Genomic DNA, 19,115 nt, shown 5'->3' on the forward strand with positions numbered 1-19,115 from the left:
ATCGCCGCAGGAGTACCGAAGAGATTTATTCTCTCAACAATTGTCCAGAACGCACGTCCAAGAATCGCATCCCGGTTGATTCTTCCCGGCACAGGAAAAACGTACGCCTGCTGTCCCCCACTCCGACCTGGCAGCTTGGCCCAGGTCATATGCGACACTAGGTCGACGTATGTTCGCCCACCCGGCCGTCCTGAGCCGGGCACGGAGGACGACGAGCACCACCACGACGAGGAGACGAGCACCATGAGCAAGCGCGCCCGCAAACGTCGCGACCGCAAGAAGAACAAGGCGAACCACGGCCGCAAGCCCAACGCCTGAACCGCTCTTGCACACGAGGAGGGGCTCCCCCCGGATCGGGTGGAGCCCCTCCTCGCATTTCATGTCGGGCTCAGCGCTCCGTACGCTCCACACGCACGCTCGTGATCCGCGTCATGATCGACATCCGCAAAGCTTGAGGAGCGGCCTCCCCCTGGCAGGACCGACGGATCAAAGCCTTCAGCAGGACATCCCGCTCGTAGGCGCTCATGCACTCCCCGCAGTCGTCCAGGTGCGCCCTGACCCGCTCGCACTCCTCAGGTGTCATCTCCTTGTCGATGTACTCGAACACCCGCAACAGCACCTCCGAACAGTCGGCATGACCGCGGTGCGCCCCACTCTGTTCCCGGGATGGCCCCGAACCCTGCGCGAACACGCTCATACCTCGCTCCCCAGGAAGCCCCGTTCGCGGGCGTAATCCGTGAGGAGCTCCCGCAACTGCCGCCGCCCCCGGTGCAACCGCGACATCACCGTCCCGATCGGGGTCTCCATGATGTCGGCGATCTCCTTGTAGGAGAACCCCTCGACATCGGCCAGGTAGACCGCCAGGCGGAAATCCTCACCGATCGTGGCGAGGGCCCGCTTCACATCGGTGTCCGGCAGGTGGTCCAAGGCCTCCATCTCAGCGCTGCGTAACCCCCTCGACGTATGGGACTCCGCGCGCGCCAACTGGTAGTCCTGCACTTCGGCAGCATCGGATTCCAGCGGCTGGCGTTGTTTCTTCCGGTAGGTGTTGATGTAGGTGTTCGTGAGGATCCGGTACAGCCAGGCCTTCACGTTGGTGCCCGGCTTGTACTGGTGGAAGGCCGCGAAAGCCTTCGCATAGGTCTCCTGGACGAGGTCCTCGGCGTCGGCCGGGTTGCGCGTGGTCCGCAAGGCGGCCGAGTACAGCTGGTCGAGATAAGGCATGGCCTCCCGCTCGAACCGCTCTGCTCGCTCAGCAGTGGTTTCCTTCGCCACGTCCACAGCATCGGCTGCTGCGCCGAGACCGCCAGGACCCGTCGCCGTCGACGCCGGACCACCGGCAACTTGTGTCGTGTCATTCATCGCTGTCCAGCGTAACGGGGTATTCGTCGGTCCACTTCCCGACCCGGACAGGAGAGCGGGTGAATCAGGAAGACCCGCATGCGAAAGAAACACCGATGCTCCTCACCAGATTGACCGTCGGCCTGGGAGGAGAACACCGACCGGACGCTCGACATTCCCACCGATGCGGGCCACCACGAGAAGCTCACCTTCCGCGACGACCATGACGCTTCGACGTCCGGGGCCATTGACACGGTTGCAGCCCGCTCTCCGGCCGATACGGTAGGTGGCAGAGCGGCACCCGCATCGTCGCGGGCACGCCGTCCGCACCATCCGACATCGTCAGGAGGAGCCATGACACTGGTACGCCGCGTCGCCCGGCCTGCTTTGGCAGCGATCTTCGTCACAGGTGGTATCGACGCTCTGCGGAACCCCGGGACGCGTAGCGAACTCGCCCGGCCAGTGGTCGAGACCCTGTCCGGTCTCACCGGGCTGCCCAATGACCCGGCCCTGATGGTGCGCGTCAACGGAGCCATCATGGCCATCGCGGGGCTGGCTCTGGCCACCGGCCGGATGCCCCGAGCCGCAGGCGGCCTGCTCGCTGCCTCACTCATCCCGACGACCTATGCGGCCCACGCCTTCTGGAAGGAAGAAGATCCCGCCACCCGTAGACAACAGAGCCTGCATTTCCAGAAGAACCTCGGCTTGCTCGGCGGCGTGCTCCTCGCCGCCGTCGACACCTCCGGAAAACCCGGACTGGTGTGGAGAGCCCGCCAAGCGGCCCGGTCCGCGAAACGAGAAGCCCGGCTGGCCGCCGCCGAAGCCAAACTCAAAGTCACCCATTGAGGAAACCGTCGTGACAGACCCTTCTTTCAGACCCTCGTCCTGTGACGCCGACATCCTGGCCCGCCAGGTCGGCGTCACAGGCGCCTTCGAACCCACCGGAACAGCGAGCACACGTCTGACGCATGCTCCCACCGGATGGTCGGCACCTCATTCCCCTACGCCGGTCGATGCCCAGGTGAGCCTGCCCGGCAGTAAATCCCTCACCAACCGTTATCTGGTTCTGGCAGCACTGGCCGGGTCCGAGTCCCGCTTACGTCGCCCGCTGCGCAGCCGGGACACCTTACTGATGGCCGAGGCACTGCGGTCCCTCGGCGCCCGGATCGAGGACCTGGGCGGCGAGGACACGGAAAACGCCGACTGGCTGGTCACCCCCGGACCGCTCCGTGGCAGCGCCCACGTGGACTGCGGCCTCGCCGGCACCATCATGCGTTTCCTACCTCCGGTGGCGGCGCTCGCCAACGGCCCGGTGCACTTCGACGGTGACACCCAGGCCCACGGCCGTCCGATGGGTCCGGGGCTACGCGCGCTGCGCGACCTCGGGGTGTCCGTCGAGGGGGATTCGCTCCCCTTCACCATCGGCGGCCTCGGCGCGGTCAACGGTGGCCGGGTCGTTCTGGACGCTTCCAGCAGCTCCCAGTTCGTCTCCGGGCTGCTCCTGGCCGGGGCTTGTTTCGACCACGGGCTCACCGTCGTCCATGACGGCCCCCCGCTGCCTTCGGTACCGCACATCTCGATGACTGTCGAAGTCCTGCGGGATGCCGGCGTCGACGTCGACGACTCGACTCCCCACCAGTGGCGGGTCGAACCCACCGAGATCCATGCCTTGGACGTCCAGGTCGAACCGGACCTGTCCAATGCTGCAGCCTTCCTCGCCGCCGCGATGGTCACCCGAGGCCGGGTCGAGATCCCGGGGTGGCCCCGACACACCACCCAGGCCGGGGACACCATCCGGGAGATCTTCGCGGCCATGGGCGGAGAGGTCGACCTCGGCCGGGACTCCTTGGTCGTCACCGGGCCGGAGCATCCGCTCGGCGTCGACCTCGACCTGCACGACGTCGGCGAGCTGACTCCGGTGGTCGCCGCAGTCGCGGCTCTCGCCTCGACGCCCTCGACGCTGCGCGGGATCGCCCACCTGCGGGGGCATGAGACCGACCGGTTGGCTGCCCTGGCTGCGGAGATCGGCGCGCTGGGCGGGCAGGTCGACATCCTCGAGGACGGCTTGTCCATCACGCCCCGGCCACTACGTGGAGCCCGGCTACGCACTTACGCCGACCACCGTATGGTCATGGCCGGAGCCGTGCTGGGCCTGGCGGTACCCGGCGTCGTCCTCGACGATGTCGCGACCGTCGCGAAGACCATGCCGGACTTCCCTCAGCGGTGGGCCCAGATGGTCGGCAGCGATACCGCGAGCCCGAATGCGAGTTCCTCGTCAGAACAGCCCTCCGGACTCCGGCACGATTCCCTTGCCGTTCCCGGCAGCAGACAGGAGCTTTGATGGCGCGCGGCGCCGATCGGTACGAACACTACGAGGACCGGGTACGTTCTCGGCCGAACCGTCGAGGATCTCGCCCACGCACCAAGGACCGTCCCCGTCATGCGGACGCCGTCCTGGGACGGGTCGTCGCCATCGACCGCGGTCGATACACCACCCTGGTCGAAGAACGCTTGGTCATGGCGATGAAAGCCCGAGAGCTGGGGCGTAAGAGCGTGGTCGTGGGTGACGAGGTCGGTCTGGTCGGCGACATCTCCGGGTCGCCGGATGCCCTGGCCCGGATCGTCCGGGTGCAGGAACGTCGCAGTGTCTTGCGCCGGACCGCCGATGACACCGACCCGGTCGAGCGGGTCATCGTGGCGAATGCGGACCAGCTGGCGATCGTGACCGCCTTGGCCGATCCGGAGCCGCGCCCCCGGATGGTCGACCGTTGCCTGGTGGCCGCCTACGACGCGGGTCTGGATCCTCTGCTGGTCCTCACCAAGTCGGATCTGGCTGATCCTGCGGATTTCCTGGCCCGGTATTCAGAGCTGGGTGTGCGAGCGGTGGTGACCTGCCTCGACGAGGAGACTGCCGGCACGGTGAACGGCGCCGAAGGTGTCCTCCACCATCTGGTGGACCGGGTCACGGTGATGGTGGGACATTCCGGCGTAGGTAAATCGACGCTGGTGAATGCCCTGGTGCCAGGGGCCGGGCGGGCCACGGGTCAGGTCAACGATGTCACCGGCCGGGGGCGACACACCTCGACCTCAGCAGTCGCTCTGGCACTGCCCGAAGGCGGGTGGGTCATCGACACACCCGGAGTGCGTTCCTTCGGGTTGGCGCATGTGCCACTTGCCGAGATCGTCGGTTTCTTCGACGACCTGGCTCCGGGCACCGAGGGCTGCCCCCGCGGCTGTTCGCACGACGAGACGGAGTGTGGTTTGGACGTCTTCGTCGCCGACGGTGGCGCCGGGGACGGGGGCTCGGCCAGATTGGACTCGTTACGGCGGCTGCTCCGCGCCCGTTCCGGGGAGTCCGACCGGGACGACTGAGCCAGCACGACATCTGTTCCGGGACAGCTCTGCCCTTCTCCCCTTCCGGGCAGAGCTCCCGGTCTACCCTGAGCCGATGACGAAGAGCGAGAAGAAGACCTCGACCGGTGCGTCGCCACGTGCCCCCAAGATGGACAAACGGGTGTACGAGGCCGAGCTGCTACGGCTCCAGGAACAACTCGTCGAGATGCAGGAGTGGGTGCGCTCCTCCGGTCAGCGGCTCGTCGTCGTCTTCGAGGGCCGGGACGCAGCAGGCAAGGGCGGCGCGATCAAACGGGTCACCGAATTCCTGAATCCGCGGGTCGCTCAAGTGGTGGCCTTGCCCGCACCGACCGAGCGGCAACGCACCCAGTGGTACTTCCAACGCTATGTGGAACATCTGCCTGCCGCCGGAGAGATCCGTCTGTTCGACCGGTCCTGGTACAACCGGGGCGGGGTGGAACGGGTGATGGGCTATTGCACCGCTGACGAACACCGTCGTTTCCTGCGGCAGTGTCCGATCTTCGAGCGGATGCTCATCGAAGACGGCATCATCCTGCGTAAGTACTGGTTCAGCGTATCCGACGCCGAACAGGAACGCCGGTTCCGCAGCAGACTGACCGACCCGATGCGCCGTTGGAAGCTCTCCCCCACCGATCTGGAGTCCCTGACCAGGTGGGAGGCGTACAGCCGCGCCAAGGACGAGATGTTCGTGCACACCGATATCCCCGAAGCCCGGTGGCGGGTCGTGGAGTCGGAGGACAAGAGACGGGGACGGATCAACATGATCGCCGACCTGCTCTCCTCGGTGCCTTACGAGCCGGTGGAACGCGCCGAGCTGGCCCTGCCCGCCCGGCCTGCTTCGACCGGGTACCAGCGCACCGACCGCAGCCTGCAGTGGGAGGTGCCCGATCACGCCTCGACGGTCACCCGTGACAGCAGAACGCCGAAGGAGAGCACCCCGTATCAGGATCCCGAGGAGAGCTGATTCCCCGGCCGCAGATCAACGTCACCGGGACAGCTCGTGCCACACCGCGAAGGCGCCGCTGTGCCCGACCTTCACCGTCATCCAGATCGCTCCCATCGCGATCAGGGTCGCGAAGACAGCAGTGACCACGCTTGCCGCCGGGGGAAGCAGCGGCGTCGCCGGATAGGCCTCACCTGCCCCTGCCGGTCGACGACGAGCGGCCCGCCGGGACCAGAGCGTGGCCGCCATCGGGACCAAGGCACAGACCAGGAGCAACAGCGCCACGAGCGGAAGAACCTCCCCCGCCTCGGCATGTTCGCGCACCAGGTCGCTCCGAGGAACCCGACGCTCGAGTTTCTCCCCGCTCTCCTTGGCGGCCACGGTCAGTCCCACGACGACCAGGTCCAAGAGGACCACCGGGAACGACCAAGCGACCCATCTGCCCGGACGCCACAGCAGCACCGCCGTGGCCACAGCAGCCAGGGGGAGCAGGACGACGACCCCATGGACCAGCAACGGGTGCGCGGGTAACCCTGCGATCGAATCGAACATGGCATCCATACTGCTCAAAATCCGCACACGACCACCCGAATCACGTTCCAACACGCCGGACGGGATACGTTGGTGGACATGCCGACGTACGACGACGACCTGCGCCTCGCCCATGTTCTGGCCGACGCCGCCGAACGGGTCACCATGGAACGATTCAAGGCCGCCGACCTCCACGTCGACACCAAACCCGATCTCACCCCGGTCAGCGACGCCGACCGGGCCGCAGAAGAGCTCATCCGCAACCAGCTCGGACGCACCCGCCCCCGGGACAGCGTCCTGGGTGAGGAGTTCGGCGAGACCGGCACTTCCCCCCGTCGATGGGTCATCGACCCCATCGACGGCACCAAGAACTTCGTCCGCGGGGTTCCCGTCTGGGCGACGCTCATCGCACTCGTCGACGACGACGACCCTGTCGTCGGCCTCGTCGCAGCCCCGGCGCTCAACCGTCGCTGGTGGGCGGCGAAAGGGACCGGGGCGCGCACCGGGCGGAGCCTGTTCAGCTCCACTCCCCTTGCGGTGAGCGGCGTGCAAAGGGTCGAGGATGCTTCCCTGTCGTACTCCAGCCTCACCGGATGGCGGACGAGCGGACGCCAGGAAGGCTTCCTCGGTCTCGCCGAGACCTGTTGGCGGACCCGGGCCTACGGCGACTTCTGGTCGTACATGCTCGTCGCCGAAGGCGCCTGTGACATCGCTTGCGAACCCGAGCTCGAGCTGTACGACATGGCTGCCCTTGCGCCCATCGTGACGGAGGCCGGTGGCCTGTTCACCTCGTTGGAAGGCACGCCCGGCCCGTGGGGACCCGGTGCGGTCGCCAGCAACGGGCCCCTGCACGACGAGGTCCTCGCCCGGTTGGCTGTTCCGGCCAGCTGACCGGAGCAGCCTCCTCGGGGGCGTTCAGGCCCGTTTCGTCTCCAGGAACTCACTGATCCGTTCGATCGCTTCGGCCAGCATCTCCACCGCGGGCAGGGTGACCAGGCGGAAGTGGTCGGGAGCGAACCAGTTGAAGCCGGTACCGTGGGTCACCAGGATCTTCTTGGCCCGCAGCATCTCGATCACGAAGGCTTCGTCGTCGTCGATCCGGTAGACCTGCGGGTCCAACCGGGGGAAGCAGTACAGCGCCCCGCGCGGCTCGACGCAGGAGACGCCAGGGATCTCGTTCAGCATCCGCGAGGCGAGCTTCGCCTGTTCGTAGAACCGTCCGCCGGGGACGATCAACTCGTTGATCGACTGGTAGCCGCCCAGTGCGGTCTGAATGGCGTGCTGGGCCGGCACATTCGCGCACATACGCATGTTGGCCAGGAGGTTCAGACCCTCCAGGTAGTCCTCGGCCAGATCCTTCGGCCCGGTGACCACGACCCACCCGGATCGATAACCGCACACCCGGTAAGCCTTCGAGAGACCGCTGAAGGTCAGGCAGAGCACGTCCTCACCGGCGTACCGGGCAGTGTGATGGTGCACCGCATCGTCGAAGAGGATCTTCTCGTAGATCTCGTCGCTCAGGACGACCAGGTCATGACGTCGCGCGATGTCGACCAGGCCTTTCACGGTATCTTCGCTGTACACCGCCCCGGTCGGGTTGTTCGGGTTGATGATGACCAGGGCGTGGGTGTTCTCGGTGATCTTCGCCTCGATATCGGCCAGATCCGGGTTCCACCCGTTGGTTTCGTCGCAGCGGTAGTGCACCGGGGTGCCCCCGGACAGGCTGACCGCGGCCGTCCACAGCGGATAGTCCGGCGCCGGGACGAGGATCTCGTTGCCATCGTCCACGAAGGCTTGCAGGACCATCGTGATCAGCTCGGACACACCGTTCCCGATGAAGACGTCATCGACCCCGACCGCGGTGAGCCCCTTGTCCTGGTAGTACTGGGCCACTGCGGTACGAGCCGAGTAGATCCCCCGGCCGTCGCTGTATCCCTGCGCCTGCGGCAGGTGGTGGATCATATCGGCCAGGACGGCATCCGGTGCCTCGAAACCGAACGGTGCCGGGTTGCCGATGTTCAACTTCAGGATGGTGTGGCCTTCGGCCTCGAGTCGCTGCGCCTCGGTGAGGATCGGGCCCCTCACGTCGTAACGGACATGCTGCAACTTCTTGCTCTGGCGGATCCGACGCGTCATACCGGGCAGTCTTTCATCCCCGTGCCTTGTCGATTCACCCCAGATCCACCCCGGAACCGCAGGAACCGGATCATCCAGCCAGGATCTCCACGTCGCCCAGGCCCAGTTCTTCCAAGGGCCCGGTCAGGACAGAAGCGTCCCCCACGATCACCGCAGTCCAGAGACCATCGACATGAGCGAGATAGGCCCCGGTCAACCGTTCGGGAGTCAGCGTGCGCATGTCCTGCAACACCTCGGTGGTGTGCGCGGTGGTCAGCCCTTCCATGGCCCGTGAGGCCGCCTCGTCCGCGACGGCGTCAGCCGTGGCATACCGCCCCGGAGCCGTCCGGCACAGATAGTCCACCCCGGACTGGACCTCGTCCGCCTCGAAGCCCTCCTGTCCGGCGTCGAGGATACCGATGAGCAGGTGCAGGGCGTCAGCGGTGACTTCGGTACGCACCGACCCGCTGGCGACGAAGAGTCCCGATCCCCGACGGGGACGGAAAGCACACCTCATCCCGTAGGTGTACCCCTTCTCCTCCCGCAGCAGTGCGTCGATCCGTGCGTGGGGGCTTCCGCCCAGGACATAGCTCAGCACCGGATACGGTGCCCATCCCCCGGCCACCGTACGGGTAGGGCCTGAGCAGCCGACGTACAGCTCGCTCTGCACACTGCCGGGCCGGTCCACCAGGACGATCCGGCTGCGTTCCGGTCGCGGCACGGAAGAAACAGGAACCGGCGCAGCGCTCTCCCCCGACCAGCCGCCCAAGGCCGATCTGACTTCGTCCTCGATCGCGAAATCCGTCATATCGCCGGCGACGACGACCACTGCCCCGGCAGGTCGCACGACCGCCGCATGATAGGCGATGACATCTTCCCGAGTGATCCGGGAAACGGTCTGCGCGCTTCCGCCGGTCGGTCGGGAAAGCCGATCGTCCTCAGCGTAGAAGGAGTTGGCGAAGGCCAGCGCAGCTCGCTGCCCCGGGTGGTTCAGCTCCTGTTCGACCTCCGAGAGCCGGGTGCGTACATGCCGACGGACCTGCTGTTCGGGGAAGGTCGGCGAGGTCAGGACCTCGGCGAGCAGCTCCAGGGCAGGGCGGGCGTGCCGACGGGTGACGTCCATCTCGACGATCAGCCCGCGCTCCCCCACTCCGGCAGCCAAGGCGATGCCGTGCCTTTCCAGGAGTTCGGCCATCTGCTCGGCGTCATGGGCGTGGGTTCCCTCGTCGAGCACCCGCGCCATGATGGTGCCGACGCCTTCGATGTGTCGTGGCTCCCCTGCGAGGGGAGCCGGAACGACGACGCGGATCGACCAGACATGTTGTCCGGGGGTGTCGTAGACCAGGAGCCTGGCACCGTTGTCGAGGTCGGCGCTCTGCGGCACCGGGAAGGTCCAGGCAGCTGCCGGGGCGACAGATGGACGGGGCGGTCCTTGGACGGTCATGCGTCTTCTCCCTGCGGTCGGACGGCCACGACGGCGCGGCATTCGGGGCGCAACCAGGCCCGGGCGGCATCTCGGACCTGGTCTGCGGTGACGGAGGAGAGCCGGTCGAGGTAGGTGTTCACGGCGTGGGGGTCGTCGTGGAGGCAGGTGTACTGGCCGATGGTGTCGGCTCGTTCCTCCAACGAGGCCAGCCCGGACAGCCAGCTACGTTCGCTCTGGGCCAGGACCGCTTCCATGTCGATCGGAGTGGGCCCCTGCTCGGCGAAGTCGGCGACCAGCTCGCACAGACGGGCCTCGAGGCGGTCGAGGTCGACCCCCTCCGCAGCCTGGACGACCAGATACCCCAGGGAGACCCCGTCGAGGAGGCCCAGGCTGCCTGCCGAGACGAAATCGGCGAATTCTTCGTCGCGGACCAGTGCTCGTTCCAGCCGGGAGATACTCAGCCCGCCCAGACAGTCCATCGCACAAGAGGCAGCGAGGTACTCGGCGGTGTGATCAGGGGGCAGCCTGAACCCGATGTACAACCGCTCGGAAGGCACGGCCTCGGTCCATTCACCCCGGACCGGGGCGGACAGCGGGCCGAGCGGGTCGGCGACCGGCTGTTCAGGGATCTCTCCGGAGGGGATGACCCCGAAGTAGCGTTCCGCAGCGTGGAAGGCCTCGTCAGCGGTGACATCACCGGCGATGGTGAGCACCGTATTCCCCGGAACGTACCAGTGCCGGTAGAAGGCGTGGACGTCCTCGAGGGTGGCCGCGTCCAGGTCGGCCATCGACCCGATGGTCGGATGCTGATAGGGGTGGCCGTCGGGGAAGATCAGACCGTACAGGTGGTTCAACGCATTGCCGTAGGGAGCATTGTCGTACCGCTGGCGTTTCTCCTCCTTGACGACATCGCGCTGGTTGTCCAGGTTCTCCTGGTTCACCGCGTCGAGCAACCATCCGTGGCGGTCGGCTTCCATCCACAAAGCCAGTTCGAAGGCTCCGCTGGGGACGGTGTCGAAATAGTTCGTCCGGTCGAACCAGGTGGTGGCATTGAGTCGCGCACCGTGCGCCATGAGCGTGGCGAAGTGTTCTCCGCAGGACACCTGCCGGGACCCCTGGAACATGAGGTGTTCGAAGAGATGCGCGAAGCCTGTCTTACCCGGTGGTTCGTGACGTGAGCCCACTCTCACCCAGATGTTCACCGCCACCGTGGGAACGCTGTGATCCTCGTTGACGACGACGCGGAGCCCGTTGGGGAGTGTCCGGTCGACGATGTCATAGGCGAGCGGCATTCCCTCACCCTAACCTCAGAGGGGTGAGTGATCCGTCACCCGGTGGGGTGGTGGATCACCGGAGTCCTCCGATCCACCACCCCGAGGCTTCAGGAGCGGTCGGTCCTGTCCTGCGGAGCAGGTGCCGGGATCTCTTCCCCGCGGATGAGCCGTCCGCTGGTCCGGGAGCCCAGACGCCCCATCGCGAGCCGGCCGACCATCTGCTGGTTGGTGGTGGCCCGTTCAGCACGGCCGCTGCCGATGAAGGTGATGAACCAGCGCAGCAGCGTCGCCAGCTGCTGTTTGAAGCCGGTGATGTAGAGCAGGTGGAGCACCAGCCACGCGACCCAGGCCGGGAATCCCCACAGACGGAGGTGCCCCACGGAGACCACGGCCTTGTACTTGCTGATCGTGGCCATGGAACCTTTGTCGTGATAGGAGAAGGTCGCCGGGCGCGGGTCACGGCCCGCGCCGGCCGCGGCGAGGTACTCGCGGATACGGTCGGCGGCGAATCGGCCGGACTGGATGGCCCCTTGGGCGACGCCGGGCACATCGGGGACGGACATCAGGTCACCGACGACGAAGATCTCGGGGTGTCCGGCCAGCGTCAGGTCGGGCTGTACGAGGACCCGGCCGGAACGGTCGGTCTGCGCACCGACCTGTTCGGCGACATGTCGACCCAGCGGGTTCCCTTGGACTCCGGCTGCCCACACCTTGCAGATACTCTCGATGCGTTCGAGCCTGCCGTCCTGGTGTTTGACGACGACACCGGTGGCATCGACATCGGTGACCATGACGCCGAGTTGCACCTGGACCCCGAGTTTCTCCAGCTCCTTCCGGGTGACCTGGCCGAGCCGGTCACCGAAGGTAGGCAGCACCTGCGCTGCGCCGTCGACGAGCAGCACGCGGGCGTCGGAGGGATTGATGCGGCGGAAGTTCCCGGCGAGGGTGGTGCTCGCCAACTCCCGGATCTGCCCGGCCATCTCGACCCCCGTCGGGCCGGCACCGACGACCACGAAGGTCATCAGGCGCTCGCGGACCTCCGGGTCTTCTTCGAGTTCGGCTTGTTCGAAGGCGCCGAAGATCCGGCTGCGCAGTTCGAGGGCGTCGTCGAGGGTCTTCATGCCGGGGGCATAGGTGGCGAAGTGGTCATTGCCGAAGTAGCTCTGCCCGGCCCCGGCTGCCAGGATCAGGACGTCGTAGGGAGTGCGGGTCTCCTTGTCGTGGAACCGGGAGGAGACGACCCGGTTCTCGACGTCGATCTCGGTGACCAACCCGTGCAGCACGGTCGCATTGCGCTGACGACGCAGGATCGCCCGGGTGGGCGGTGCGATCTGTCCTTCGGACAGGATCCCGGTGGCCACCTGGTACAGCAAGGGCTGGAAGAGGTGCTGGCCGGTGTCCGCGATCATCGTGATCTCGACGTCCGCAGTCTTCAAAGCCTTGGTCGAGAACAGCCCGGCAAAGCCTGAGCCGATGACGACAACCCGCTGCTTGGCAGTGGTGCGGTCACGTCCGTCGCGCATGGTTCTCCTCGTCGGGAAAATCTGGTGATGCCGCTCTCACCACAGAAGTTTCGGAAGAGATGAGCGCAGCCGCAGTGATCCACACGGCCCTGTGCGCTCTGCGGTCGGCTTCGTCTCCGTGCGGTGGCGTTCATCCCCACCCCGGTGAGCGCGACAAGAGGCAAGGCCCAGTCTATGCGCGTGATTCAGGACGTCTTACCCCTGGTGCCGCTTTGTGTCCAGGGACCTTGGGGTCCCATCTGACCTAGCTACGTGGACAGGTCGATTCGACGGATCTTCCGTCGCCTCGTCCCCCGGGGCGGGCGCGGGCACCATCGGTCCGCGGGGCAGCCCCGCGAGGGTTTCGAGGGTCTGGCCAGCAAAGTCAGCCCAGAAGACCTGGATTGTGGTCGACAACGAAGCTTGATGCGAGGACCGCATTTCTTTCACTGCGACACGCCGTCTCCTTTCGCTATGACACGCCTTCTCTGCTGGTCACGGAAAGTCAACGAAAACCGAGCCGCCAACCCACAAAAAATATCATTCCTCCACCAATCCGGTCATAAAGGGTGTAAATTTCTGATCGACGACGGCCAATCGCAAGCACATCAACCCGGTGTTCCCGTAAGTTTCTCGCCAAAGGAGATGATTAACGATGCTGTTGGCTTAAACCGCCCTTAGCTTGTCTTGGCGATGACTCTTGCTGCGGGCGCCATCCTATTCTGCATGAGCAAGGGTTGCAGCTTCGAGTGGATAACCACGAACGGCTGGAGGGTTTGGGAGCAGAAGGTTGCCTGCCGGATTCCATAACCCCTGCTGACGGCGGTGGGGGCCCTCCAGCAGGCCTGGTCCGAGCGCCCTGGAACGGCCCCCACCCCCGTGGCTCACCTACAGGAATCGGCGATAGTGTCAATGGTCACCGCATAGATCATGAACTTACTTATGGAAGTGTGCGCAATGAAGAAAAGTGTTGTGATGGCCCTTATTATGGGCCTTATCACAGGATTCATAATAACCGCGCTTGCTATGGGCTTCACCTTGATGGTGGCTCTCGGGCGCGAAGGAGCGACTTCCATCCCTGGGCTCATCGGCATCACCAATGGTGCGCACGGGTTCGAGGCATCGACCGGGATCGGAATCCTCGTGGTGCCTCTCGTGGTGTCGGCGGTGTTTGTCGCGGCGGCCGCAGCCCGCTCTGCCCGCTCGTAGTGTCTAAGTCTGCCGCTACTCGTGCCCTCGTTTACGAGGTACTGAGGCAATGGGGCCCCTTATGCGCTGCTACCTCGCTGACATTCTTCATCGCGACGTTACCGTTCCGCGCACTGGGCGTGCCAGAGGTCGCGCTCGTGGCCGCACTCCTGCCGTGGTGCGGCGTGTTCTCGGTGCTGACGCATGAGTTCGGGCACGTGTGGGCGATGCCTTCGAACAGGATTCGGGGAGTCGAGGTGCGGACGTTGGGAGTTGCCATCGTCAGTGATCTGTATCCCGGACTGCGTGGGGCGTTCGTTAGCCTGGCTGGACCGTTGGGTGCAACCTTGACGGGCTGCGTGATCATGTTCGCGGCACCCTTGCCCTTCCGGCTTCTTGGGCTCCCGTTCCTGGTCCATTGTGCAGCGCTTCTACCACCCTGCCGGGACCATCAAAATCTCGTAGAAGGCATCAGGAGCATCACAGCCCGGGGTGCTGATCAAGGGTGAGGAGAGATCGTGCTGAAGCTTTCGCTTGAAAGCGTCTCGAAGATGTATGGAAAAACTCTCGGCGTCGATGCCGTGGACGTCGAGATCCGGGGCGGCCGGGTGCTCGGTCTTCTGGGCCCGAACGGCTCGAAGTCATGGCCGAGGCAGTGCGTCTCAGGGAGGCCTTGGACCGTCTGCTGGGAGCAGTATTCCCACGGGATGCGTCGCAAGATCTCTCTTCTGGGGGCACTCCTGCGTTCCCCGGAGGTACTCGTCCTCGACGAACCGCTGCGCGGGCTGGACCCCGAGAGCAGCTCGCTGATCACCCGGCTCATCCAGCACCAGCGGGCAGCGGGCAGAATCGTCATTCTCTCCACGCACGACCTGCTGGTGGCGGAACGCTATTGCGACGATCTCCTCATCCTTGACCACGGACGGGTGGTTGCGTCTGGCCCCGTCCAGCAGCTCGTATCGGCAGGCGAGACGCTTGAGGACTCATTCCTGCGCATCACGGGCCTGGAGGAGTCGACACGCGCGGCGAGCGAAGCCCTTGCCGGGCTGCTAGGCCTGGCACCGCAGGAGCTACAGCTCATCGCGGACGACGCGGGCCGGAGCGAGGTTGTCCGATGAGTCCTGGCCGGTGGGTCGTCAAAGCCCTCGTCCTGCAGTGGCGGAACGCCATTCGGCTGCGCACCGGGCTGCACGGTTGGCGGCTCGCTGTGGTCCTTTCCGGGGCCGGGGCCGTCGCCTGGAACGTCGGCATCACCGGAGGACGCCGCTCGACAGTCACCATGGCGTTCGATGCGACGGTAGCGGTTGTGACGATGGTGGGTGCCCTCGCCCTCGGGGGCTGGGCGGTCCCTTTGGCCGCTGTGTTGAGCGGCAGCCTCCCGGACCCGGTCGCGTTCGTGGCAGCCTGCGCGCTGTCGTCACTCGTAGGTCTTGTCGTGACCGTCGCATGCTGGCGTTGGGCAGAGACTCTGACCGAGCTGGCGACCCGAGGCAACGGTTCCGCCGCGCGGAGCGCGGCCGTCAATGCGCGCCGCCCGGTCGGGATGACGTCAGTCGGATTCCACTGGGGACGTGTACCTGACGGCCTCCCCCTGAGTGGCCAGATGGCGGCGCTGGCTATGGCCGAGGTCATGAGCACGTTGCGGCATCCCGTCGTCGTGGCCAATGTCGTCCTATTCCTCGTGCTCGTCCCCGCGGCTGCCCTCCTACCTGAGATGGCACGGCTATCGGTGGGCCCCCTCCTGGCGATGGTCCTCGCCTGTCTTCTCGCGGTGCTCTCCGAGAGCAGCTATGGCCGGAGTCTGTCGACACAGTGGATGAGCCGTTCCACGACTCGCACGAGAGGAGCGTGGATCCTGCCCCAGCTCGCCGCAACAGCTGTCTTGACCTTGCCCCTCGCGATGATCGCTCCGCTGGTCATCTCCCACGGTTCGGCATCGGGCCCCGTCTACGCATCGACGCTGCTGACCGTGCTGGTTGCAGGGTCCAACGGGTGGCTCGGTGGTGTTCTCGTCCCCTATTCCGACTCGTCACCCGGCTCGATGTGGATCTCGACGTCCGTCGCCATCTTCCTCACCGGGCTGTGGGGATTCGTCGGGGACAACGCAGGCTGGTTCGAGCAGCCGCCGCTCTTCGCGCTAGCCGCCATCTGCTGGGCGGCCGTGGCGGTGATGGCAGGCAGCGTCATCGGAAGGAGTCGTGAAGCACTGCGGGCGTAGGGCTTTACCATGCCGGATGAGTCTCCCGCTCAGCAGGTTGCTGCGCCGTGGTCGGCGTCCGATGGCCAGCACACCACCTTCCGGGCCGAAGGGTTCGCCGATATCAAGCGGTCCAACCTGGGGTGACCGGCGCTAAATATCTACGCGGTCCGCGCTCTGATGTCCCTGTTCTGGGAGTCCGCCTGAGTGTCTTTTCCCCGGCGGCGGCGAAGGCCCCCATCGGGGACTCGGCCAGGTCACTGCCAGATGACCTGACGACCTGGCATAGCGAGCAGTTCCCTCTCCAGACCCGCCGGACCCACGAAAAGAGCGGTCGCCCAGGCATCGGCCTCGACGATGTCCGGCGAGATGACACTCACCGACCCACGACGCCATGGCCTGTTCCCGGTCACAGGATCCACCAGGTGCGCCCCTCGCGCGGAACAGCCGGACGTGGCCACAGCACCGGCGTAGAGCTCGACGACCTCGACGAGCTGTCCGGAAACGTCCGGGTCCGCGATCCCGAGCCGCCAGGGGCGCCCGCCTCCGAGCGACTCATCGGTCCCGCCCACCATGAGATCGCCACCCGCGTTGAGACAGTAGGCGTGACCTTCCACAGCAGCGAGATGTGCTGCAGCTCGGGCGACTGCCCAACCCTTGACCAGCCCAGTCGGGTCGTAGGACAGTTCTCCGGTCGTCTCCTCGGGGAGGAGCGCGGAGAAAAACCCCGCAGTGGCTTGGCGGTAGTGCTCGCACAGCGCCGCCACCTCGTGCATCTGCGGACTGCAGTCATCCCAGACCAGCTCCCCACGACGCAGCCGGGACAGTTCGCTGTCGACGCGCCACACGCTGAAGGTTGCTTCGATCCTGGCCAATTCTGCGTAGGCCTCGTCGACAGCTGTGCTCACGCGTGGAGAGCGCGGATCCGGCCCGCGCATGTGGATACTCACCGGCATTCCCATGAGCCGACGTACCTGCGCGGCGACATACGGATGCGGCGACCCCGGGACGGGCAGAACCGGCAGATCCGCAGGGTCGGTTCTCATGCCCGAGCCTGGTCGATCGCTGATTGGAGCGACCCCCGGTAGCCGTCCCAGGTGACCGTCGCTCCGGATACTGCGTCGATCTCCGCAGACTGGGCTCGCACTACGGCCGCGTCGTACTGCGGGACGGCCCGAGAATTGATCCGTTGGTCCTTCGCGCTGCTGTTCGGGTGGGCCAAGGTCTTCGAGCTGGTGATCTTCCCGCCGGACACGACGATCTGCACCTGGACGTCCCCGTACCTGGTCCGGTTGGCACCGCCCGTGTAGGTCCCGTCCTTCAACGTGACCGGAGGCGCTGTTGCCGAGGCTCCGGAACCGGGCAACCGCGGACCGGTCGGTCCTCCCCCGGAACCTGCAGCGCCTGCGCTGCGCGCTTCAAGGCTGGTGTGATAGCCGAAAGCCAGGGCCACGGCGGACAGCGTACTCACTCCGACAAACAGGTTGCGACGTAATCTTCCCGGTTCGGCTACCGCGGCGGGATTCCGCAGATTCGGGTCCCATCGGTTCATGGCTGAGGTCCTCGTCAGTCGGTGAAACGTTCGCTGTGGATATGGGCGGATGGAACCCCGGCTTGGAGAGCTGCCTTCTCCACAGCGTCCATCCAGGCCTTTGCACCGCAGACAAAGATGTCGTGCGCGGCAACCTGCGGGACCAGACGGGTCAGGGCGTCTACGTCGGAGATCTCCTGCCAACTCTCGGGAAGCCATGAGCGCCGCCCATGAACCCTATTGCCTTCCAGAAGGAACAGCTCTGCCCCGGCCTCGGTCACCGCTGCGTGCAGCTGTGGCAGAAGAGCCGCGGAGCCCAGATCGCCGACCCGGTAGATCACCGTGGCTTCCCCAGGCTGCAAGGACAACGACTCCAACAGGGAGAGCATCGGGGCGATACCGATTCCGGCAGCCATCAACAACGCCGGCCGGCGACGACGTACACCTTCGTGAAGGCGACCGTAGGGACCTTCGATCAGGACCCGAGTGCCTGTTCGCAGAGTCGCCAGACGTCTGGCGCCGTCACCTACGCCTGCCACAGTGATCTGCAGGGAGCGCCCGTCAGGTGCAGCGGACAACGAGTAGGGGTGCGCGCGGGTCCACCCGGGCCCGTCGAGGAACCGCCACAGGAAGAACTGCCCGCCGACGACAGGCAACCGTTCCAGCTCTCGGCCGGTCATGGTCACCGTGGTCACTCCTCCCGCTGAAGCACTCACCTCGGTGACGACCAGCCGGTGACGCAGATTACGCATGACCGGCAGCCCTACCCGGAACAGGAGCACGGAGAGCGCCGCAACTACCCAGAGAGTCCACCAGTACACGGTGGCCACCGGGGAGGACAGGAAATCCGCTCCGGCCCACAGTTGATGCGGCAACGCGAGAAAACACCCGAGGTAGGCATACAGGTGAATCAGATGCCATGATTCGTAACGCATCCGGCGGCGAGCAGCCCGCACCGAGGACAGAACCACCAGGCACAGGGCCACCGTCCCGAGCGTTGCCAACAGCATCGCCGGCATCTCGACGACCACGTCGACCGTGGTCTTCCAGAGCAGTGACCAGGACGCCCCCGCATACCCGAAGAGGATCATCCCTAGATGAGCCATCATCAAGGCGAAGGAACCGAGACCGACCACCCGGTGGCCCCGGGTCAGCACATCCTGACCGAAAGCTTTTTCCACCGCAGGTATCCGAGCGATCATCAGTAGCTGAATGAGCAGGAGATCTGCGGAGAGCAACCCGGTGAGCCGTCCCATGGAGGTCCAGCCTTCGGCTGCTGAGGTTGCTCTGCCGACCCCGCCGTTCGCCCACCACAGCCACAGGACGAACGCCAGACTTACCCATATCGCTGCTACTGCGCAGGCCGACCACCATCGAGGGATGTGCGGGGTCGATAGCCGGGTCGCCGAACGGCCGGCATTGACCGGGAACACGCCGAGCAGGTTCTCCCCCGGTTGCCCCGCGGTGACGGCTGTCGTCTCATTCACGAGCGGAGGTGCCATGGGGGTCATGTCAACAGAATCGGTCGGATCCCCGTCAGGAGTTTTTTCTCTGGCTGTGGTGCGCCTGTGAAAGTGGGGCGGCAGCTCAAGTGAGCCTGCCCTCGACATCCCAACGACATCGTCGATCTCACCACGACATCGAAAATAGTTCCCTAGACTCATGATTCGCCGGTCTGAGCTAGACCGCGAG

General features: G+C 65.8%; 19 protein-coding genes. 9 read left to right on the top strand and 10 right to left on the bottom strand.

Features of this window, described 5'->3' with window-relative positions:
• The first annotated feature begins 243 nt into the window (after nt 1–243).
• On the top strand, nt 244–318 hold the full coding sequence (locus tag DX923_RS17160; RefSeq protein ID WP_370626381.1) for a 50S ribosomal protein bL37: 75 nt from the start codon (nt 244–246) through the stop codon (nt 316–318).
• Nucleotides 319–388: 70 nt separating this feature from the next.
• Here the strand turns inward: DX923_RS17160 and rsrA are convergent, their stop codons facing one another.
• Together rsrA and DX923_RS08810 are read right to left on the bottom strand one after the other, a co-directional pair.
• On the bottom strand, nt 389–697 hold the full coding sequence (rsrA, locus tag DX923_RS08805) for a mycothiol system anti-sigma-R factor (protein WP_116114183.1): 309 nt from the start codon (nt 695–697) through the stop codon (nt 389–391).
• Nucleotides 694–1,362 (bottom strand): sigma-70 family RNA polymerase sigma factor, encoded by a 669-nt coding sequence (locus DX923_RS08810; protein WP_430732267.1) that lies wholly within the window; start codon nt 1,360–1,362, stop codon nt 694–696. Before DX923_RS08810 ends, rsrA begins: the two co-directional genes overlap by 4 nt.
• 333 nt (nt 1,363–1,695) lie before the next feature.
• Here DX923_RS08810 and DX923_RS08815 point away from each other — a divergent pair, with 333 nt between their 5' ends.
• The 4 genes from DX923_RS08815 to ppk2 all read left to right on the top strand — a co-directional run bounded on the left by DX923_RS08815 (nt 1,696) and on the right by ppk2 (nt 5,680).
• Complete coding sequence (locus tag DX923_RS08815) at nt 1,696–2,187, top strand: DoxX family protein (protein WP_116114185.1); 492 nt, start codon at nt 1,696–1,698, stop codon at nt 2,185–2,187.
• 10 nt (nt 2,188–2,197) lie between these two features.
• On the top strand, nt 2,198–3,682 hold the full coding sequence (aroA, locus tag DX923_RS08820) for a 3-phosphoshikimate 1-carboxyvinyltransferase (protein WP_116114187.1): 1,485 nt from the start codon (nt 2,198–2,200) through the stop codon (nt 3,680–3,682).
• Nucleotides 3,682–4,713, top strand: coding sequence for a ribosome small subunit-dependent GTPase A (gene rsgA, locus DX923_RS08825; RefSeq protein WP_116114188.1), 1,032 nt, complete (start codon nt 3,682–3,684; stop codon nt 4,711–4,713). Before aroA ends, rsgA begins: the two co-directional genes overlap by 1 nt.
• 76 nt (nt 4,714–4,789) lie before the next feature.
• Nucleotides 4,790–5,680 (top strand): polyphosphate kinase 2, encoded by an 891-nt coding sequence (gene ppk2, locus DX923_RS08830; RefSeq protein WP_116114190.1) that lies wholly within the window; start codon nt 4,790–4,792, stop codon nt 5,678–5,680.
• A gap of 21 nt (nt 5,681–5,701) precedes the next feature.
• Here the strand turns inward: ppk2 and DX923_RS08835 are convergent, their stop codons facing one another.
• Nucleotides 5,702–6,211 carry a DUF2231 domain-containing protein gene (locus tag DX923_RS08835; protein ID WP_162872873.1) on the bottom strand — a complete coding sequence of 170 codons (510 nt, stop codon included), beginning with the start codon at nt 6,209–6,211 and terminating at the stop codon, nt 5,702–5,704.
• Nucleotides 6,212–6,289: 78 nt separating this feature from the next.
• On the opposite strand from DX923_RS08835, the gene hisN reads away from it, so the two are divergent.
• On the top strand, nt 6,290–7,081 hold the full coding sequence (gene hisN, locus DX923_RS08840; RefSeq protein ID WP_116116247.1) for a histidinol-phosphatase: 792 nt from the start codon (nt 6,290–6,292) through the stop codon (nt 7,079–7,081).
• Between the two features lie 24 nt (nt 7,082–7,105).
• On the opposite strand, the gene DX923_RS08845 is transcribed toward hisN, so the two are convergent.
• From DX923_RS08845 to DX923_RS08860, 4 genes are all read right to left on the bottom strand, one after another.
• Nucleotides 7,106–8,326 carry a pyridoxal phosphate-dependent aminotransferase gene (locus tag DX923_RS08845; RefSeq protein WP_116114193.1) on the bottom strand — a complete coding sequence of 407 codons (1,221 nt, stop codon included), beginning with the start codon at nt 8,324–8,326 and terminating at the stop codon, nt 7,106–7,108.
• Nucleotides 8,327–8,396: 70 nt separating this feature from the next.
• Nucleotides 8,397–9,749: a M16 family metallopeptidase gene (locus DX923_RS08850; protein ID WP_116114195.1), complete on the bottom strand. Its 1,353-nt coding sequence runs from the start codon at nt 9,747–9,749 to the stop codon at nt 8,397–8,399.
• Nucleotides 9,746–11,023 carry a M16 family metallopeptidase gene (locus DX923_RS08855; RefSeq protein WP_116114196.1) on the bottom strand — a complete coding sequence of 426 codons (1,278 nt, stop codon included), beginning with the start codon at nt 11,021–11,023 and terminating at the stop codon, nt 9,746–9,748. Before DX923_RS08855 ends, DX923_RS08850 begins: the two co-directional genes overlap by 4 nt.
• Nucleotides 11,024–11,112: 89 nt before the next feature.
• Entirely contained in the window at nt 11,113–12,528 is a 1,416-nt protein-coding gene (locus DX923_RS08860) for an NAD(P)/FAD-dependent oxidoreductase (RefSeq protein WP_116114198.1), read from the bottom strand.
• 1,005 nt (nt 12,529–13,533) lie between these two features.
• On the opposite strand from DX923_RS08860, the gene DX923_RS16180 reads away from it, so the two are divergent.
• The 3 genes from DX923_RS16180 (at nt 13,534) to DX923_RS08880 (ending at nt 15,913) form a co-directional block, all read left to right on the top strand.
• On the top strand, nt 13,534–13,716 hold the full coding sequence (locus tag DX923_RS16180; RefSeq protein WP_162872874.1) for a hypothetical protein: 183 nt from the start codon (nt 13,534–13,536) through the stop codon (nt 13,714–13,716).
• 497 nt (nt 13,717–14,213) lie between these two features.
• Complete coding sequence (locus DX923_RS08875) at nt 14,214–14,813, top strand: AAA family ATPase (RefSeq protein WP_116114203.1); 600 nt, start codon at nt 14,214–14,216, stop codon at nt 14,811–14,813.
• Complete coding sequence (locus DX923_RS08880; RefSeq protein ID WP_116114205.1) at nt 14,810–15,913, top strand: hypothetical protein; 1,104 nt, start codon at nt 14,810–14,812, stop codon at nt 15,911–15,913. The genes DX923_RS08875 and DX923_RS08880 overlap by 4 nt, the downstream gene beginning before the upstream one ends.
• A 236-nt stretch (nt 15,914–16,149) precedes the next feature.
• Here the strand turns inward: DX923_RS08880 and DX923_RS08885 are convergent, their stop codons facing one another.
• From DX923_RS08885 to DX923_RS08895, 3 genes are read right to left on the bottom strand one after another with little or no spacing between them, the layout of a single operon-like run.
• Nucleotides 16,150–16,938, bottom strand: coding sequence for an FAD:protein FMN transferase (locus tag DX923_RS08885; RefSeq protein WP_116114207.1), 789 nt, complete (start codon nt 16,936–16,938; stop codon nt 16,150–16,152).
• On the bottom strand, nt 16,935–17,444 hold the full coding sequence (locus tag DX923_RS08890; RefSeq protein WP_116114208.1) for an FMN-binding protein: 510 nt from the start codon (nt 17,442–17,444) through the stop codon (nt 16,935–16,937). Before DX923_RS08890 ends, DX923_RS08885 begins: the two co-directional genes overlap by 4 nt.
• A gap of 14 nt (nt 17,445–17,458) precedes the next feature.
• Nucleotides 17,459–18,910, bottom strand: a complete 1,452-nt coding sequence (locus DX923_RS08895) for a ferredoxin reductase family protein (RefSeq protein ID WP_240322574.1) — start codon at nt 18,908–18,910, stop codon at nt 17,459–17,461.
• Between the last annotated feature and the right edge of the window lie 205 nt (nt 18,911–19,115).

It is taken from the genome of Austwickia chelonae (assembly GCF_003391095.1).
Classification (GTDB): Bacteria; Actinomycetota; Actinomycetes; order Actinomycetales; family Dermatophilaceae; genus Austwickia; species Austwickia chelonae_A.

What these genes read in the sequence shown, in the direction of transcription:
- rsrA (WP_116114183.1), bottom strand. Translation starts at nt 697, where the DNA reads ATGAGCGTGTTCGCGCAGGGTTCGGGGCCATCCCGGGAACAGAGTGGG.
- DX923_RS08810 (WP_430732267.1), bottom strand. Translation starts at nt 1,362, where the DNA reads ATGAATGACACGACACAAGTTGCCGGTGGTCCGGCGTCGACGGCGACG.
- DX923_RS08815 (WP_116114185.1), top strand. Translation starts at nt 1,696, where the DNA reads ATGACACTGGTACGCCGCGTCGCCCGGCCTGCTTTGGCAGCGATCTTC.
- rsgA (WP_116114188.1), top strand. Translation starts at nt 3,682, where the DNA reads ATGGCGCGCGGCGCCGATCGGTACGAACACTACGAGGACCGGGTACGT.
- ppk2 (WP_116114190.1), top strand. Translation starts at nt 4,790, where the DNA reads ATGACGAAGAGCGAGAAGAAGACCTCGACCGGTGCGTCGCCACGTGCC.
- DX923_RS08835 (WP_162872873.1), bottom strand. Translation starts at nt 6,211, where the DNA reads ATGTTCGATTCGATCGCAGGGTTACCCGCGCACCCGTTGCTGGTCCAT.
- hisN (WP_116116247.1), top strand. Translation starts at nt 6,290, where the DNA reads ATGCCGACGTACGACGACGACCTGCGCCTCGCCCATGTTCTGGCCGAC.
- DX923_RS08845 (WP_116114193.1), bottom strand. Translation starts at nt 8,326, where the DNA reads ATGACGCGTCGGATCCGCCAGAGCAAGAAGTTGCAGCATGTCCGTTAC.
- DX923_RS08850 (WP_116114195.1), bottom strand. Translation starts at nt 9,749, where the DNA reads ATGACCGTCCAAGGACCGCCCCGTCCATCTGTCGCCCCGGCAGCTGCC.
- DX923_RS08855 (WP_116114196.1), bottom strand. Translation starts at nt 11,023, where the DNA reads ATGCCGCTCGCCTATGACATCGTCGACCGGACACTCCCCAACGGGCTC.
- DX923_RS08860 (WP_116114198.1), bottom strand. Translation starts at nt 12,528, where the DNA reads ATGCGCGACGGACGTGACCGCACCACTGCCAAGCAGCGGGTTGTCGTC.
- DX923_RS16180 (WP_162872874.1), top strand. Translation starts at nt 13,534, where the DNA reads ATGGGCTTCACCTTGATGGTGGCTCTCGGGCGCGAAGGAGCGACTTCC.
- DX923_RS08880 (WP_116114205.1), top strand. Translation starts at nt 14,810, where the DNA reads ATGAGTCCTGGCCGGTGGGTCGTCAAAGCCCTCGTCCTGCAGTGGCGG.
- DX923_RS08885 (WP_116114207.1), bottom strand. Translation starts at nt 16,938, where the DNA reads ATGAGAACCGACCCTGCGGATCTGCCGGTTCTGCCCGTCCCGGGGTCG.
- DX923_RS08890 (WP_116114208.1), bottom strand. Translation starts at nt 17,444, where the DNA reads ATGAACCGATGGGACCCGAATCTGCGGAATCCCGCCGCGGTAGCCGAA.